Annotated in this window: 16 protein-coding genes; 11 read left to right on the forward strand and 5 right to left on the reverse strand. The window is 64.9% G+C overall.

Annotation, left to right across the window (positions count from 1 at the left end):
- Positions 1-214: 214 nt before the first annotated feature.
- The 6 genes from accB to VDP74_RS09505 are packed head-to-tail and all read left to right on the forward strand — an operon-like array spanning position 215 to position 5,448.
- The gene (gene accB / locus VDP74_RS09480; protein WP_322999383.1) at positions 215-661 is read left to right on the forward strand and encodes an acetyl-CoA carboxylase biotin carboxyl carrier protein; all 447 of its coding nucleotides are present in this window, start codon (positions 215-217) and stop codon (positions 659-661) included.
- Between the two features lie 3 nt (positions 662-664).
- On the forward strand, positions 665-2,011 hold the full coding sequence (accC, locus tag VDP74_RS09485; RefSeq protein WP_322999384.1) for an acetyl-CoA carboxylase biotin carboxylase subunit: 1,347 nt from the start codon (positions 665-667) through the stop codon (positions 2,009-2,011).
- A 9-nt stretch (positions 2,012-2,020) separates the two neighbouring features.
- On the forward strand, positions 2,021-2,935 hold the full coding sequence (gene prmA / locus VDP74_RS09490; protein ID WP_322999385.1) for a 50S ribosomal protein L11 methyltransferase: 915 nt from the start codon (positions 2,021-2,023) through the stop codon (positions 2,933-2,935).
- Between the two features lie 18 nt (positions 2,936-2,953).
- Entirely contained in the window at positions 2,954-3,955 is a 1,002-nt protein-coding gene (locus VDP74_RS09495; protein WP_322999386.1) for a zinc-ribbon and DUF3426 domain-containing protein, read from the forward strand.
- An 11-nt stretch (positions 3,956-3,966) separates the two neighbouring features.
- The gene (locus VDP74_RS09500) at positions 3,967-4,917 is read left to right on the forward strand and encodes a carbohydrate kinase family protein (RefSeq protein ID WP_322999387.1); all 951 of its coding nucleotides are present in this window, start codon (positions 3,967-3,969) and stop codon (positions 4,915-4,917) included.
- A 45-nt stretch (positions 4,918-4,962) separates the two neighbouring features.
- Positions 4,963-5,448 (forward strand): glycine zipper 2TM domain-containing protein, encoded by a 486-nt coding sequence (locus tag VDP74_RS09505; protein ID WP_322999388.1) that lies wholly within the window; start codon positions 4,963-4,965, stop codon positions 5,446-5,448.
- Positions 5,449-5,458: 10 nt separating this feature from the next.
- Here the strand turns inward: VDP74_RS09505 and VDP74_RS09510 are convergent, their stop codons facing one another.
- Positions 5,459-6,025 (reverse strand): YggT family protein, encoded by a 567-nt coding sequence (locus tag VDP74_RS09510; RefSeq protein ID WP_322999389.1) that lies wholly within the window; start codon positions 6,023-6,025, stop codon positions 5,459-5,461.
- A 179-nt stretch (positions 6,026-6,204) separates the two neighbouring features.
- Here VDP74_RS09510 and VDP74_RS15310 point away from each other — a divergent pair, with 179 nt between their 5' ends.
- The gene (locus VDP74_RS15310) at positions 6,205-7,005 is read left to right on the forward strand and encodes a hypothetical protein (protein WP_416232962.1); all 801 of its coding nucleotides are present in this window, start codon (positions 6,205-6,207) and stop codon (positions 7,003-7,005) included.
- A gap of 132 nt (positions 7,006-7,137) precedes the next feature.
- On the opposite strand, the gene VDP74_RS09520 is transcribed toward VDP74_RS15310, so the two are convergent.
- Entirely contained in the window at positions 7,138-7,572 is a 435-nt protein-coding gene (locus VDP74_RS09520; protein ID WP_322999390.1) for a hypothetical protein, read from the reverse strand.
- Between the two features lie 135 nt (positions 7,573-7,707).
- Between VDP74_RS09520 and VDP74_RS09525 the strand changes: the two genes are divergently transcribed.
- On the forward strand, positions 7,708-8,196 hold the full coding sequence (locus VDP74_RS09525) for a hypothetical protein (protein WP_322999391.1): 489 nt from the start codon (positions 7,708-7,710) through the stop codon (positions 8,194-8,196).
- 11 nt (positions 8,197-8,207) lie between these two features.
- Here the strand turns inward: VDP74_RS09525 and gltX are convergent, their stop codons facing one another.
- The gene (gene gltX, locus VDP74_RS09530; RefSeq protein ID WP_322999392.1) at positions 8,208-9,626 is read right to left on the reverse strand and encodes a glutamate--tRNA ligase; all 1,419 of its coding nucleotides are present in this window, start codon (positions 9,624-9,626) and stop codon (positions 8,208-8,210) included.
- Positions 9,627-9,733: 107 nt separating this feature from the next.
- Between gltX and VDP74_RS09535 the strand changes: the two genes are divergently transcribed.
- Positions 9,734-12,190, forward strand: a complete 2,457-nt coding sequence (locus tag VDP74_RS09535; protein WP_322999393.1) for a GNAT family N-acetyltransferase — start codon at positions 9,734-9,736, stop codon at positions 12,188-12,190.
- A 170-nt stretch (positions 12,191-12,360) separates the two neighbouring features.
- On the opposite strand, the gene VDP74_RS09540 is transcribed toward VDP74_RS09535, so the two are convergent.
- Both VDP74_RS09540 and yjgA read right to left on the reverse strand, forming a co-directional pair.
- Positions 12,361-13,053: an alpha/beta hydrolase gene (locus VDP74_RS09540; protein WP_322999394.1), complete on the reverse strand. Its 693-nt coding sequence runs from the start codon at positions 13,051-13,053 to the stop codon at positions 12,361-12,363.
- Positions 13,028-13,609: a ribosome biogenesis factor YjgA gene (yjgA, locus tag VDP74_RS09545; RefSeq protein WP_322999395.1), complete on the reverse strand. Its 582-nt coding sequence runs from the start codon at positions 13,607-13,609 to the stop codon at positions 13,028-13,030. The genes VDP74_RS09540 and yjgA overlap by 26 nt, the downstream gene beginning before the upstream one ends.
- Before the next feature lie 52 nt (positions 13,610-13,661).
- Between yjgA and pmbA the strand changes: the two genes are divergently transcribed.
- Together pmbA and VDP74_RS09555 are read left to right on the forward strand one after the other, a co-directional pair.
- Positions 13,662-15,029, forward strand: coding sequence for a metalloprotease PmbA (gene pmbA, locus VDP74_RS09550; protein ID WP_322999396.1), 1,368 nt, complete (start codon positions 13,662-13,664; stop codon positions 15,027-15,029).
- Between the two features lie 97 nt (positions 15,030-15,126).
- On the forward strand, positions 15,127-16,227 hold the full coding sequence (locus VDP74_RS09555) for a TRAP transporter substrate-binding protein (RefSeq protein ID WP_322999397.1): 1,101 nt from the start codon (positions 15,127-15,129) through the stop codon (positions 16,225-16,227).
- Positions 16,228-16,430 lie beyond the last annotated feature (203 nt).

Consider the following 16,430-nt stretch of genomic DNA (forward strand, 5'->3'; position numbering starts at 1 on the left):
TCGACGGCTTTAGCGTAAAAAGGCGCTTTAAGGGCTGATGCGCTCAGGTTGTGGCTGCCCCTTTTTTCAGCAGACCCCTGGGCGTCACGTCAGATGTGGCCGTCGTGGATTTCCCTGTCAGAACGGGGCGGACCGACGGCGTATTTGTTTCTGCCGCCCGTATTTCGTCATGAATGGCCTACCGGTACAGGCCAGTACACAGGAATCATTTCTCATGGATCTCAGAAAACTGAAAACGCTGATCGACCTGGTGGCCGATTCGGGGATTGCCGAACTCGAAATCACCGAGGGCGAAGGCAAGGTCCGTATCGTCAAGTTCTCCCAGACCCCGGTGGTCGCGCCGGCGCCGGCTCCGATGGCCGCCCAGGTGGTGGCTGCCGCACCGGCCGCTGCGCCGGCCGCCGCCGCACCGGCTGCGGCGCCCCAGGGGCACGCCGTCAAGGCCCCCATGGTCGGCACCTTCTATCGCGCGCCCAACCCGAATTCCCCGGCTTTCGTCGAAGTCGGCCAGACCGTCAAGGAAGGCGACCCGCTGTGCATCATCGAGGCCATGAAACTCCTCAATGAGATCGAGGCGGACAAGTCCGGCGTGATCAAGGAAATCCTGGTTGAAAATGGCGAGCCCGTCGAATACGGCCAACCTCTGTTCATCATTGCCTAAGCCATGTTTGAAAAGATACTGATTGCCAATCGCGGGGAAATCGCCCTGCGGATCCAGCGCGCCTGCCGCGAGATGGGCATCAAGACCGTGGTGGTGCACTCCGAGGCCGACCGCGAGGCCAAATACGTCCGCCTGGCCGACGAGTCCGTGTGCATCGGGCCCGCATCGCCGCGCGACAGCTACCTGAACATGCCGGCCCTGATTTCGGCGGCCGAGGTCACGGACGCCGAGGCCATTCACCCCGGCTACGGTTTCCTGGCGGAAAACGCCGACTTCGCGGATCGCGTGGAAAAAAGCGGCTTCGTCTTCATCGGCCCGCGTCCCGAAAGCATCCGCGTCATGGGCGACAAGGTCAGCGCGAAGCAGGCCATGATCGCTGCCGGCGTACCGGTGGTGCCGGGCTCGGGCGGCGCGCTGTCCGACGATCCGGCCGAGATCCAGCGGGTCGCCGAAGAAGTCGGCTATCCCGTGATCATCAAGGCAGCAGGCGGCGGCGGCGGGCGCGGCATGCGTGTCGTCTACGAGGCCGGGGCGCTGATCAATGCGGTCGCCATGACGCGCACCGAGGCCGGGGTTGCGTTCAACAACCCCGAGGTCTACCTGGAAAAATACCTGGAAAACCCGCGCCACATCGAGATCCAGATATTGGCCGATGGCGAGGGCAAGGCCGTCTGGCTGGGCGAACGCGATTGCTCCATGCAGCGCCGCCACCAGAAGGTCATCGAGGAAGCCCCCGCCCCGGGCATCGACCGCGCCCTGATCGAGCGCATCGGCGAACGTTGCGCCGAGGCCTGCCGCCAGATGCGCTATCGCGGCGCGGGCACCTTTGAATTCCTGTACGAAAATGGGGAATTCTTCTTCATCGAGATGAATACCCGCATCCAGGTCGAACACACCGTGACCGAAATGATCACGGGGCTGGATCTTGTCCAGTGGCAGATCCGCATCGCCGCCCGCGAAAAATTCACGCTGCGCCAGCGCGACATCCACCTGCGCGGGCATGCCATGGAATGCCGCATCAACGCAGAAGACCCGCACAAATTCACGCCCAGCCCCGGCAAGGTCACCAACTGGCACGTGCCGGGCGGCCCGGGGATCCGCATGGATTCGCACGTCTTCACCGGCTATACGGTGCCGCCGTACTACGATTCGATGGTGGCCAAGCTCATCAGCTATGGCGACGACCGTCATCAGGCCTTGATGCGCATGGACATCGCCCTGTCGGAAATGATCGTCGAAGGGATCCGCACCAATATTCCCCTGCACCGCGAACTGCTGCAGGACGAAAATTTCATCAAGGGCGGCACCAGCATCCATTACCTCGAACACAAACTGGCCCAGCGGTCATAGGGTCCAGGCATGCGTGAATTGGTGCTCAGCTGCAGACATGACCAGGCCGAAGCCTGGTCGGATGCGCTGTTGGAAGCCGGTGCCCTGTCGGTATCCGTCGAGGATGCCGATGGCGATACCGATCAGGAGCAGGCGCTTTTCGGCGAACCGGGCACCGAGCCCGAAACTCAGGCCTGGCAGCGCAACCGCCTGGTGGCCCTGCTGGCCGACGGCGACGATCCCTCCCAGCTGCTGGCGGCGCTGGACGGCTTGGCCGGCCCGGTTCCGGCGGTGGCGGACTGTATATTGCGCGACGTGCCCGACGCCGATTGGGTGCGCCTGACCCAGTCGCAGTTCGGCCCCATCACGGTGGGCGAACGCATCTGGATCGTGCCCAGCTGGCATCGCGAAGACACCGACCTGCCGGCCGGCAATCCCCAGGACGGGATCGTGCGCATCGAACTCGATCCGGGGCTGGCCTTTGGCACGGGCAGCCATCCCACCACCCATCTGTGCCTGGAATGGCTGGCCACTCACCTGCAGCGCGGCGAGACCGTGCTGGATTATGGCTGCGGCTCGGGTATCTTGGCCATCGCCGCCCGCCTGCTGGGGGCCGGGGCGACGACTGGCGTGGACATCGACGACCAGGCGGTCCTGTCGACGACGCAGAATGCAGCCGTCAATCGGGTGCAGGTGCATGCCTGCCTGCCCGACGACCTGCCCGCTGGTGCCAGCCAGGTCGTGGTGGCCAATATCCTGTCCAATCCCTTGAAGGTCCTTGCGCCCATGCTGTCGTCCCGGGTCGCGCCGGGGGGCTGGCTGGTCCTGTCCGGCGTGCTCGAACGCCAGGCCGACGAGGTCGCCCAGGCCTATGCGCCCTGGATGGCCCTGGACGTATGGGCGGCGCGTGACGGCTGGGTCTGTCTGGCCGGCCGCAAAGCCTGATCAACGGGAGGCCGGGGCATGGACCTGACCACACGTTGTCCGCGATGCGGGACGGTATTCGAGGCCAGTCTGCCGGACTTGCAGTTGCGCAAGGGCTATATCCGCTGCGTCCAGTGTTCGCATATCTTCGACGGCTATGCCGAGGTCGTCTCCGACACCTCGGGCGCCAGCCTGCCGTCCGCTGGTCCGGCTGCTGGTGAGCCTCGCGAACCGGTCGTGCATATCCGGTCGGCGATCGGCACTGGCGCGCATGACGAGCCCGACGACGAGCCACCACAGGTGTTTCGTTCCGGGCGCAGCCAGCCCGCCTTCGACGCCGATGTCGGCGCAGATGGCCGGGCCGGAGAAGACGAGTTCTGGGTCGATCCGCAGGCCGGTGCAGTGGCTCCTGCGGAATCCTTTGTCGTCGAGGCGCGGCCTGGTCATCGCACCCAGGGCGGCACGGCCGCGCCTCTGTTGCGGGCCGACGATGCGCCCTCCTGGGGGGCGGGGATCGCCCGCCTGTTGGCCCGCCTTGCGTTGCTGGTGCTGGTGATTCTGATGGGGGCGCAACTGATTTATGTGTATCGCGCCCAGCTGGCGCAGGCCGTTCCGGCCGCCCGGCCCTGGCTGGAGCAGGCCTGCGTGCCCTTGCGCTGCCAGGTGCCTTATGCCCGGGATCTGGCACGGCTGGCGATCACAGGGTCGGCCCTGAAGGTTCAGGACGCGGCGCCGGTGTCGGGAGTACCGCCTGTCCAGGCGACAGGGCCCGATGCCGCCGTGCCCGACCAGCATTTCATCCTGCAGGCGACGCTGCGCAATCAGTCCGAACGCGCGCAGGAATGGCCGACCATCGTGCTGGACCTGAAAGACGCGGCCGGCACGCTGCTGGTGCGGCGCAATCTGTCCCCCGCCGAATATCTGGGGGCCGACGCTGCCCAACGCCCTTTTGCCGCTGGCGGCGAGGTGCTGGTCCAGGTCCCGCTGACGCTCAGCGGCCTGCGGATCAACGGCTACCAGCTGGATCTGTTCTACCCCTGAGGAATGTATTCATGACCCCCACACAGGATGTGCTGATCTGTGGCTCGATGGCGTTTGACACCATTGCGGTGTTCGAAGGCCGCTTTCGCGACCACATTCTGCCGGATAGTCTCAAGTCCCTGAGCGTATCCTTTTTCGTGCCGACGCTGCGCAAGGAATTCGGTGGCTGCGCCGGGAACATTGCGTACAACCTGAAGCTGCTGGGCGGGCATCCCGTGCCGGTGGGTACCGTGGGCCAGGATGCCGAAGAATACCTGCAGCGCCTGCGCGATCTGCAGATCGACTCCAGCCTGGTGCGGGTGCTGCCGGATACCTATACCGCGCAGTGCTATATCACCACCGACCAGGACAACAGCCAGATCGCGTCCTTCCATCCAGGCGCCATGCTGCGCTCGGCAGAAAACGACCTGACTGGGCGCGCGGCCCGCTGGGCCATTGTGTCGCCCGATTCAAAGGACGGCATGTTCGCCCACGCCCAGCGACTGCATGCCGCCGGAATCCCGTTCATTTTCGATCTCGGCCAGGCCATGCCGCTGTTCGATGGCGACGACCTGCGACGCATGCTGACGATGGCCAGCATCCTGACGGCCAACGACTACGAGGCCAGCGTCATCGAGGACCGCATGGGGCAGCCCATCGCGGCGATTGCCTCTGGCCTGCAGGCGGCCGTGATCACCAGGGGAGGCGACGGCGCTACGCTGTATGCCCAGGGAGCGCAGATCGATATCGCCCCGGTGCCGGTCAGCCAGATCGTGGACCCGACCGGCTGTGGCGATGCCCACCGCGCCGGCCTGCTGTACGGCCTGGTCAACGATTGGCCGCTGCGGGATGCCTGCTGTTTGGCGAACGTGATGGGCGGCTTTAAAATTGTCAGTCAAGGTCCGCAGAATCACAGTCCGTCTCGCGATCAAATCGCGGCGGCGCTGCATCGGCACTATGGGGTCGATGCGAGCTTCGCCTGATCCTTCTTTGTTTGCTATTACGGGAGTCCTATCATGGCGATCCGCATGTCTTCTCTTTCTTCCCGCGCGGTGCGCCTGACGGCCGTCGCGGGGATTTCGCTGTCCGCGCTGGTGCTGGCGGGTTGTGCCAATCAATCTGCTTCCGGTTCGGTCTATACCTATGGCCAGGCCCAGCAGGAACAGATCGTGCGGTATGGCACGGTCGTGTCCGTGCGCCCGGTGGTCATTCAATCCGACAAGTCTTCGGGCGTCGGGGCATTGGCTGGCGGCGCGCTGGGTGGCGTGGCCGGCAGCACCATCGGTGGCGGCCGCGGCCAGATCCTGACGTCCATCGGTGGTGCGTTGCTGGGCGGCCTGGCGGGCAATGCCGTCGAAAACCAGGTCAACAAGACCCAGGGCCTGGAAATCACCGTGCGCCTGGACAACGGCGAAACCCGTGTCATTGCCCAGGCCAACGACATCGCGCTGAGTTCGGGTCAGCGCGTGCAGGTCATCAGTGGCGGTGGTCCGACCCGCGTCGTGCCCATGTAATCCATCGGCGTCACACGCCGAACGTGGAAAACGCCAGGTGGTTCAGAATCATCATCACGATCTGGGCCACCACCAGCAAGACCAGCGGTGACAGATCCAGCCCCCCCATGCGGGGCAGGACCCGGCGGATCGGGTCCAGCAGCGGCGCCGTCAGGGTATAGAGCACCGGCATGACCGGTGACAGCGGATTGATCCAGGACAGCACGGCCTGGATCAGCGTCACCCACACGATCACATTGAACAGCCATTTCAGGCCTACCAGCAGCCCGGTCAGCAGGACCGCGCCGATGGCCGATGCCGGGGGCAGCAGGCCGCCCATGGCGATCAGCCAGGTCAGCAGCAGGTAGACCATGGCCGTGATCCAGCAGGCCAGGATGCTGGGCCAGTCGAAACGCCCGCTGACGGGCACGACGCGCCGGATGGGCTGCACCAGCCAGTCGGTGACGCGCAGGATGGCCTGGGAATAGGGATTGAACGGGTGCAGGCGGATCGCGAAAATCCATGCCCTGAGGATCAGGGCGATGCCAAAGAGCGAAAAGACGATATCAATCAGGAAAAGCAGGATGTCGCGGACCATGCGGTGCTCACAGATGGCATGAAGTAGGCCATTGTCGCATTAGCGTAAAAGATGCGGCAAGTTGCCTTGCCGCATCTGGGGCATCCCGCTGCCCGGCTTATGGGCGGTTGTTCAGGGGAAACGGCCAGTTGCCCCCCGGATTGGTGTCGGCACGGGCAGCAGGTGCTGGGGTACTGGGCTTGCTGGCCGCCTTTTTCACCGCAGCGGTTTTGCTGGCTGCGGGTTTCTTTGCTGCTGCTGCCTTGGTGGCCGGGGCTTTGGCGGCGGCCTTGGCCGGTGCCTTTTTGGCGGGGGCCTTGGCTGCGGGTTTCACGGCGGCTGTCTTTTTGGCGGCAGGAGCCTTGGCGGCGACCGCTTTTTTCACGGCCGGTTTTTTTGCAGCCGTGGTTTTGCTGGCAGTCGCGGCGGGTTTTTTCGCTGCAGTGGCTTTTGCCGCAGCCGGCTTTTTCACGGTGGATTTTGCGGCCGCCGGTTTGGCAGCGGTCTTGGCGGCAGGTTTGGCAGCCGTCTTTTTTGCGGCCGCCGGTTTCGCCGCAGTTTTGCTTGCAGCCGGTTTCTTCGTGGCGGCGGCCTTGGTGGCCGGAGCCTTGGTCGCGGCCTTTTTCACAGAGGCAGCGGCTTTTGCAGTGGACGTCTTTGCCGCAGCCGGTTTTTTGGCGGCCGGGGCGGCCTTTTTGGCGGCGGTGGTTTTTGCAGCGGGTTTCACTGCTGCGGCCTTTTTGGCAGCGGGTGCTGCTTTTTTAGGGGCAGCCTTGGTGCTGGCGGCAGGTTTTGCTGCAGCCGGCTTTGCAGCGGCCTTGGGGGCTGCCTTTTTGGGGGCGGCGGATTTTGCAGGGGCGGGTTTTGCGGGTGTGGCTGCGGCTTTCTTGGCGGTTGCCATTGTCGGGCTCCTTAAGGCAAAAGGAAACGTCCACCCATTTGATATGACCCCCACGTCAGGTGCGGCCCATCTCAAATGGCGCAGGCGTGCAATATCATGAATATCACACGCGTTCAAGTCTAACGTAAGGACTGTGGGCTTCCAAGCACTATTGGCGCCTGCCGGCCTTTACCCGGCCATCGGATTGCGCTTTGTCTCGAAAAAGTCGCGTTTCTTTCCGGATCGCCGAGACTCAAAGATAAAACATGGCCTTGGCCAGAAAGACGATCAGGACCACGTGGCAGAACACGCTCAGGTGGATGATCTTGAAATGGCGCGATTTCAGCCGGCCCGTGCCGCTCATGGTCATGGCGAAAATGAAGTGGCCCAGCACGCTGAAGGCCAGGATGATCTTGATCCACAGCAGGGTGGCGAAATGGCTGCCGAAGGGCTGCGCCAGCGCGTCACGGAATTGCCAGGCCATGCCCAGGCCGGCGCCGAACAGGACGATCATGACGAACGGCATGATGCGCCGGGCGCGGCGTCCGATGGCCATTTCCACGTTGCGCATTGCTTCCCGGCCCAATGGCTGGCGGATGCCTTCCAGGATCAGGACTTCGAAGAATACCGTCCCCACGAACATGATGGCGGCAAACAGATGCAAAGTGACAAGTACGGAATGGCTCATGTCAGTAGAATGGTTGTTTTCCCGCAGACCTCGCAGGGGTGTGAAAATTGTAGGCCGGGCGGTGGGTTCTGTCGGGATCGCCCCTGCCTTTGCCGGGGGTATTGGATGACAATTGTCATGAACAGGAATCAAGCAATGCGATTCATTCGTCTTTCGATGGCGGCTGCCGGCGCGGCCGTCCTGGGGGTGCTGGCTGGCTGCGCACCTACCAAACCGGCTACGGCGCCCTCGACGCCTGCTGCGGCGCCGGCCTGCACGCCGGCGGCTGCGGGCGACACGCTGGTGGGCAACTGGCTGTCAGTGGCGGCCCAGAAAGGGGTGGCAGGCGCCTTGCGCACCCTGTATACCCTGAATCCGGATGGCACCATGACCTATGTGGAACAGATCAAGCGCCCGCGTGCGCCATCCCAGGGGCTGGAGGAATCCGGCTGCTGGTCGCGCGATCGCGACACATTGGTGCTGCGTACCCTGGAATCCAACGGCGTGCCCGTGAACCTGAACGACCCGATCTACTCGAACCGCTATCGCGTCGTCCTGTCCAATGCGACGGAATTGCGCTTGCAGGGTCCGCAGGGCCCCGTGCGAGCCCGGCGCATGTCGCCGGGCTATCGCCTGCCCTTCTGATCGGCGGGATTTCAGCCGGCCAGACTGGCTTCCAGGCGCGCCAACACGGTGGCGCGCCCCAGCAGGGTCAGCACCGCGCCGATCGATGGCGTGTGTTTCTGGCCCGTCACGGCCACCCGCAGCGGGATGGCCAGCTTTGGCATTTTCACGCCCTCGGCCTTCAGGACCGCCTTGATCACGGCGTCCAGCTCGGTTTCATTCCAGTTGTCCAGGCCCTGGGCCTGTGCCTGGAATGCCCGCAGCAGACCCAGGGCGGCGTCATCCAGCACTTCCGCTCGTAGGGCCGCGTCGGCCGGCACGTAGGGGCCGCAGAACAGCAGAGCGCCCTCGGCCAGGTCTTCCAGGGTTTCGCTGCGGTCGCGCAGCAGGGCCATGATGGCCGGCAGATCGGCGCCCTGGGGCTTGCCGCCCCTTTGCACGATGCGCGGGGCCACGCGTTCGGCCAGATCGGCCGGGTCCAGCTGGCGCAGGGCATGGGCGTTGACCCAGTTCAGTTTCTTGGGATCCCATTGCGCTGCCGAGCGGCTGAGGTGGCGCGGGTCGAACCATTCCACGAATTGTTCGCGGGTGAACAGTTCGTCGTTGCCGTGGCTCCAGCCCAGGCGTGCCAGGTAATTGACCATGGCTTCCGGCAGGTAGCCCAGCCGGTCGTATTCCATGACGCTGACCGCTCCGTGGCGCTTCGACAGTTTCTCGCCGTCCGGGCCCAGGATCATCGGCACGTGGCCGTAGCGGGGAGGCTCCGCCCCCAGCGCCTGCAGGATCGTGATCTGGCGCGGCGTGTTGTTGACGTGATCGTCGCCCCGGATGACGTGGCTGATCTGCATGTCCCAGTCGTCGACCACCACACAGAAGTTATAGGTCGGGGTGCCGTCGGGCCGGGCGATCACCAGATCGTCGAGTTCGCTGTTGTCAAAGCTGATGGGGCCTTTGACCAGGTCGTCCCAGGTCGTGACGCCTTCCTGGGGGCTGCGAAAGCGCACCACCGGCTGGACGCCGGCGGGGATGGGCGGCAGGGTCTTGCCCGGCTCCGGGCGCCAGGTGCCGTCGTAGCGCGGTTTGGCGCCGATGGCACGGGCGCGTTCGCGCATGGCTTCGACTTCGGCCGGAGTGCTGTAGCAGGGATAGGCGGAGCCCTGGGCCAGCATGTCGGTGATGACCTGGCGGTAGCGGTCCATGCGCTGCATCTGGTAGAAGGGGCCCTCGTCGGGCTGCAGGTTCAGCCATTGCATGCCGTCCAGGATGGCCTGCACGGCCTCCGGCGTGGAGCGTTCCAGGTCCGTGTCCTCGATGCGCAGCACGAACGTGCCGCCGAAGTGGCGTGCGTAGGCCCAGGAAAATAGAGCGGTCCGGGCGCCGCCCAGATGCAGGTATCCGGTGGGTGAAGGCGCAAAGCGCGTGCGCACGGGGCGCGGGGTGGAAACGGTCATGGCAGTGGTTGGCGGACAGGGTGCGCGTCACGCGAGCCCTGTAGAATCAGGATGGAAATCGTGTATTTTAAAGGACACCCATCTTTTGGGGCTTCAGGGTAGCCTTCATGTTGCGTCATCGTCTGGCGGCTTTGTTCGAGCCGCGTTCCTTGCTGGTCCTCAGTTCCCGCGAACTTCCCGTCGTGCAGGCGCCGCCGGGGATGCTGCGCGGGCGCATCGCCGACGTGCGTGTGGATGCCGCCGGGCAGTGGCAGCTGCCTGATCGCCTGGATTTTCTGCAGGCTGGCCAGCGGCTGGACATGGCCCTGCTCTGCCTGGATCCCGCTCGTCTGCCGGCGGCCCTGGGCGCACTGCGGGCGCACCATCCGCGCTCGCTGGTGCTGCTGCCGCACGAGACCCCATCGGCCAATCCGGTCGAAACGCAGACGTATTGCCAGGCCTGGGGGCGGATGAACGACTGCCTGGTCCTGGGGCCGGGGGCACTGGGTATCCAGCGTCCGCACCTGGGCTTGAACCTGGGGCTGGATCCGCGCGGCGCGCCGGTGGGGCGGGTCGCCCTGGTGGCGCAGTCGCGCATGGTGGCGGCCGCCGTGCTCGATTGGGCGGGCGACATCCAGTTGGGTTTCTCCGCCGTGGTGTCCACGGGCGATGCCTCGGGCGTGACCACGGCCGAGGTCCTGGAATACCTGTCCATGGATTCGCGCTCCGACAGCATCGTGCTCTATCTGGAAGAGGCGGATTCGTCGCGCCGCTTCACCAGCGCGCTGATGGCGGCCGCCAGCGTCAAGCCGGTCATCGTGCTGAAGGCCGGTCGCCAGGGGCCGGGTCACGACCCGGCCGCCGATGCCGTGTTCGACGCCCTGGTCCGGCGCACCGGCGCCGTGCGCATCCGTTTTTTCGTGCAATTGTTTTCGGCGCTGAAAGTGCTGGTCCATGCCAAGCGCCAGCGGGGCCGGCGCATTGCGCTGTTTGCCAACGGCCACGGCGCCGCCCACCTGGCGCTGGACGCCATCGGCCCGGGCGGGGCAGTGGCGCGGGCTGAGCTGGGCGTGCAGACCCGCCGCGACCTGGCCGCCCTGCTGGAGCCGGGCGCGACGGTGGACAATCCCGTCGTCAGCCATGCCCCGCTGGACTCGAACCATGTGCGGCAGGTGCTGTCCCTGCTGGCGTCCGACGGCAATGTCGACGGGGTGCTGGTCCTGATCGCGCCCGACGTCCTGTCGGACATGGATGCGGCGGCCGAAACCCTGGCGCAGTTTTCGGAAGCCGCCGCCAAGCCGATCATTTCCTGTTTTCTGGGCGACGCCTCGATGCGCCTGCAGCGCCATCGGCTGGACTCCGTGGGGCTGCCGGCCTTTCGCACGCCGGAATCCGCTGCCAATGCCTTTGGCATTCTGGCTTCATATCACTACAACCAGACCCTGGCCCAGCAGGCGCTGCCGCCCGAAATGCTGAATCGGGCGCCGCGCCTGGACGAGGCCCGCACGCTGCTGAACGACGCCATCATGTCCGGGCGGACGGAACTCGATCGCGCCAGCTGCCGCTGGCTGCTGGATTGCTTCCACGTACCCATCCGGGTGGACGACCACCCGGCCCCCGAACCGGCGCGCCGGAACGTGCCCATGGCAATCCAGGTGCGCCAGGACGCTCATTTTGGCCCCTATCTGCAGTTTGGCCCGGGCGGGCGGCCGGCGAGGCTGGCATCGCCGCATCGGGAAATCGAACTGCCGCCGCTGAACAACTACCTGGCCCGCCAGCTGATCCAGCGCGGCAAGTTCTGGTCGCGGGTGCTGGAAAAGGATCTCAGCCCCGCCGTGTTCGAGCAGTTGCGCGAGTCCCTGGAACGAATTTCCGAGATCGTCAGCGCATTGCCCGGTGTGCGGTCCCTGCGCATCGACCCGCTGTGGTGGGATGACACCAGCCTGTTTGCCGAAGACATCCAGATCGGCCTGGACCCTGCTTACGATGGCGAGCGCCCGGAAAACCAGGCGTACCGCCACATGGCCATCCATCCCTATCCGCGCCGCATGGTGCGGCCCATGGTGATGAAGGACGGCCAGGAATGGCTGTTGCGCCCCATCCGGCCCGAAGACGCGACCCTGCTGCAGGAATTCGTGCGCGATCTGTCCGACGAATCGCGCTACATGCGGTTCGTGTCCATGCTGCGCGAACTGACCCCCCGCATGCTGGCCCGCTACACCCGGATCGACTATGACCGGGAAGTCGCCCTGGTGGCCACGGTGCAGGTGCCCAACCCCGAAAATCGGGGCCTGCTGCGCGAACGGATCGTCGGATTCGCCCATTACCTGCGTAACGCCGACGGCCAGGGGGCGGAATACGCGCTGGTCATCGCCGACGACTGGCAGCGGCGCGGCCTGGGCGGGGAATTGATGCGCAGCCTGTTCCAGGTGGCCCGCCGTCAGAACCTGCGCTACATCGAAGGCCTGGTGCTGGCCACCAACCGCGCCATGATCGGCCTGATGACGTCCCTGGGCCTGCAGAACGACCCCGACGCAGAAGACCCAGGAATGAGAAGGGTATGGATGAACCTGGACTCAAAATAGCCCCTGCGGGCTATTTTGTGCCAGGTTCATCGGAGCGCCTTGCAAGGCGCGACGTGGATGAGATCGGACATGACATGGTCCACTGCGGACCATGTCATGCCTATCGAATCGGAGTCGCCTGCAGGCGGCGACGTGGACGGATGTTGCAAGCCAAAGATGGCCCCGGACCTTTATTTCGCGCCTGATTCGTCCGACTCCGCGAACACTTCCACCAGAAACTCCCGGATGTCGTCCAGTTCCTGGGGGTGCAGCCCGTGGGGCATCGGATACGTGTGCCACTGCACCGGTTGCCCCAGCTTTGTCATCGCGTCGCGGCTGGTTTCCGAGTACGTCAGCGGCACCACCATGTCCTGCGTGCCGTGCGCCATGAACACCGGCGTATTCGCGTTGGCCGGATGGCGTTCGGCTGCCGTGGTGTTGCGCAGCGGCAGGTAACCCGACAGGCCGATCAGCCCCGCCAGCCTGTGTTCCAGCCGCAGGCCGGTATAGAGCGCCATCGCGCAGCCTTGGGAAAAACCCGCCAGCGCGATCTGTTCGCGCGGGATGCCGCGTTCGGCCTCGCGCGTGATCAGGGCGGTGATGGCATGTCGCGTGGCGCGGATGCCGTCCACGTCTTCGCGGGCGTCGCGATCCAGGCCGTACAAGTCATACCAGGCCCGCATCGGCATGCCCTGGTTCAGCGTGACCGGGCGGACTGGCGCGTGTGGAAATACGAAACGGATGTCCGGCAGCCGGGGATGTGCCAGTTCGGGGACGATGGGCTCGAAATCGTGGCCGTCGGCTCCCAGCCCGTGCAGCCAGATCACGCTGTGTGTCGGCTTGGGGCCGGTGGTGCGTTCAATCGTTTCCAGCGTCGTGTCCATTGGGGATGTCCTCGAAGTCAATCTGTTTCAGGGTCTGGAACAGCGCCCGGTAATGTTTGCGAGCGGGCTCCTGATCGGGAGTGCGCGACAGATTGTCCTTGGCTTCCTTGCGGGCTGCGCGGATCTGGGCCCGCAGCGCCTGGCTGTCCAGTTGTGGAAAGGATGCCAATAGCTGAGTCAGGGTCTGGTCATCATCGATCAGGCGGTCGCGCAGGGCCTCCAGGCGATGCATGGATCGCGTCTGTTCGCGCGAACCGCTGGCCCATTCCGCCAGCTGGCGGCGCAGCGCATCGGCGTCGGCGCGGCGCAGCAGCTTGCCCACGTAATGGGTCTGCCTGCGGCGGCCTTCGTTGCTGTGGATGCGCTGGGCCAGGGTGATGGCTTCGCGCAGGGATTCGTCCAGTGGCAGTTGGGCCAACCGGGCCGTGGGCAAGGCGATCAATTCGCGGCCCAGGTCGAGCAATGCGTGCAGATCGCGCTTGACCTGGGATTTGCTGGGCCGCTGGTCTTGGGCGGCATCCTCGTCCGGCAGGAGTTCGTCCATGGCTTCGGGCATAAAATGGTTTGCAATTGGCTATGATAACCGTCTTGACTCCGGCGGATTGCGCATGAAAGAACATACTGACGATTTCCTGGACATCCCTGCACAGCAGGCTCAGTTCCGCGAACTGATCACCGATGCACTGCGGTGCGCCCGCGACGTCGGCGCCTCGGACGCTGCCGCCGAGATCTCCGAAAGCAGAGGTCTGTCGGTTGCCGTGCGCAATCGCGCACTGGAAACCATCGAGCAGACTCGCGATCGATCTCTGGCCGTCACCGTCTTCGCCGGCCAGCGCCGGGGATCGGCATCGACCTCCGATTTCTCGGCGGACGCCTTGCGCAAGACCGTCGAAGCCGCGTGGCACATCGCCCGGCATACGGCGGAAGACCTCGCCGCAGGCCTGCCGGATGCCGACCAGCTGGCGCAGCACTATCCGGATCTGGATCTGCACCACCCCTGGGGGATCGACGTGGCCGATGCCGCCCGCCTGGCCATCCGCGCAGAACGCGCGGCGCTGGCGCTCAGCGACCGGATCACCAATACCGAAGGCGCGTCGCTGGACACCATGGAAGGCCATTTCGTCCTGGGCAATTCGCGAGGATTCCTGGGCGGTTATCCCTATTCCCGGCACAGCCTGTCGGTGGCTCCCATTGCCGGGCATGGCGACGGCATGCAGCGCGACTTCTGGTACACGTCCGCGCGCCGCGCCCAGGACCTGGCCGACCCTGCCAGCGTGGGCCGCTACGCCGCTGAACGCGCCCTGTCGCGGCTCAATGCCCGGACAGTGAAGACGGGCCAGTACCCGGTGCTCTTCGAGGCGCCCCTGGCCGTGGGCCTGCTGGGCGCGCTGGTGCAGGCCACCAGCGGCGGGGCCTTGTACCGCAAGGCCAGCTTCCTGCTCGACAGCCTGGGAAAGCCGGTGCTGGCCGATCATCTGGACGTCGTCGAGAACCCCTACATCCCGGGCGCGCAGGGCAGTTCGCCCTTCGACGCCGAGGGCGTGCGCACGCAGGCTCGCCGCGTGGTCGACCAAGGGGTCCTGACCGGCTATTTCCTGTCCACCTACACCGCCCGCAAACTGGGCCTGTCCACGACCGGCAATGCCGGCGGTTCGCATAATCTCAGCCTGCGCTCGCGCCTGACGCGCCCGTCGGACGACCTGGGCGCCATGCTGCGCAAGATGGACACCGGCCTGCTGGTGACGGAACTCATCGGCCAGGGCGTCAATTACGTGACGGGCGATTATTCCCGCGGCGCATTCGGCTATTGGGTGCAGGGCGGCGTCATCCGCCATCCTGTGCACGAAATCACGATTGCGGGCAATCTGGCGGATATGTTCCGCCAGATGGTTGCCGTCGGGGCGGATGTCCATGCCCGGGGCGCGAAGTCCACGGGTTCCATCCTGATCGAGCGCATGGCGGTGGCCGGCCAGTGATGCACCCCCGCGCTTGCGCGGGGGTGCGCTCGGCCTGTTGCACAGTGTAATATCAAGGGCACTTCTTCCAATTCGAACACCAAGGAGATCACTCATCATGCAGCGTCGTGCATTTCTGAAAAAGGCCGGGCTGGGTGCTGTCGCCGGCACGGCAGCCGTGGCCGCGCCGGCCATCGCGCAGTCCGCCCCCCAGATCAACTGGAAAATGACCTCCACCTACGCGCCGGCCACCCCGGCGCTGTATTCCACGGCGCAGCTGTTCTGCAGCATGGTCAAGGACCTGACCGACGGCAATTTCAACATTCGCCTGTATCCGGTCGGTGAATTGGTGCCGGGCTTTGGCGTGATGGACGCCGTCGGCAACCGCACGGTGGAATGCGGCCAGACCGCGTCCTACTATTACTACGGCAAGGATCCGTCCTTCTGCTTCGACACGGCCGTGCCCTTTGGCCTGAACGTGCGCCAGATGAATGCCTGGATGTACGAAGGCGACGGCCTGAAGCTGATGCGCGAGCTGTTCGCGCCGCGCGGCATCATCAACTTCCCCTTCGGCAACACGGGCACCCAGATGGGCGGCTGGTACCGCAAGGAAATCAAGACTCCCGACGACCTGAAGGGCCTGACGATGCGCACGGCCGGTTTTGCGGGCGAAGTCCTGTCGCGCATGGGCGTGGTGCCGCAGCAGATTCCCACGGGCGACATCTATCCCGCCCTGGAAAAGGGCGCGCTGGATGCCGTCGAATTCGTGGGCCCGGTGGATGACGAAAAGCTGGGCTTCCAGAAAGTCGCCAAATACTACTACTACCCGGGCTGGTGGGAAGGCTCCGCCCAGGTGTCGCTGTATGTGAACGACAAGGCCTATGCCGAACTGCCCAAGCCCTATCAGGCAGTCATCGATATCGCCTCGCGTGCCGCAGCCACCCACCTGGTCGAGTACTACGACAACAACAATCCGGATGCCCTGCGCCGCCTGATTGCCGGCGGTGCCATCCTGAAGAGCTTCCCCCGCGAAGTCATGGATGCGTCCTTCAAGGCCTCCGCCGAGGTCTACAAGGAATTCTGCGACAAGAACGCCGGCTTCAAGAAGATCTTCGACAACTACATGTCGTTCCGCGACAATGTGGTGCCCTGGTTCCGGGTGGCCGAAGGCTCTTTCGACAACTATCTGGGGTCCGCCCTGGCCCGCCAGAAGAAGTAATCTGTGTGCTGGATCAAAAAACGCCTTTCGGGGCGTTTTTGTTTTGGTGAGCGTCGCGTGGGCGGGGTCCAGAGTGCGCGCGCCCATGCTACAAGGCACCGCACAGGCCCAATTTGCCTACCTGTTTGATGTCAATTACAATGGTGGGCTTTTCGTTTAGGTTCAAATTTGTACGGGTTCTGGCCGCAGCATGCTGGTCAGCA

The sequence above is a fragment of the Castellaniella sp. genome (assembly GCF_034674885.1).
In the GTDB taxonomy this organism is placed as follows: domain Bacteria; phylum Pseudomonadota; class Gammaproteobacteria; order Burkholderiales; family Burkholderiaceae_B; genus Castellaniella.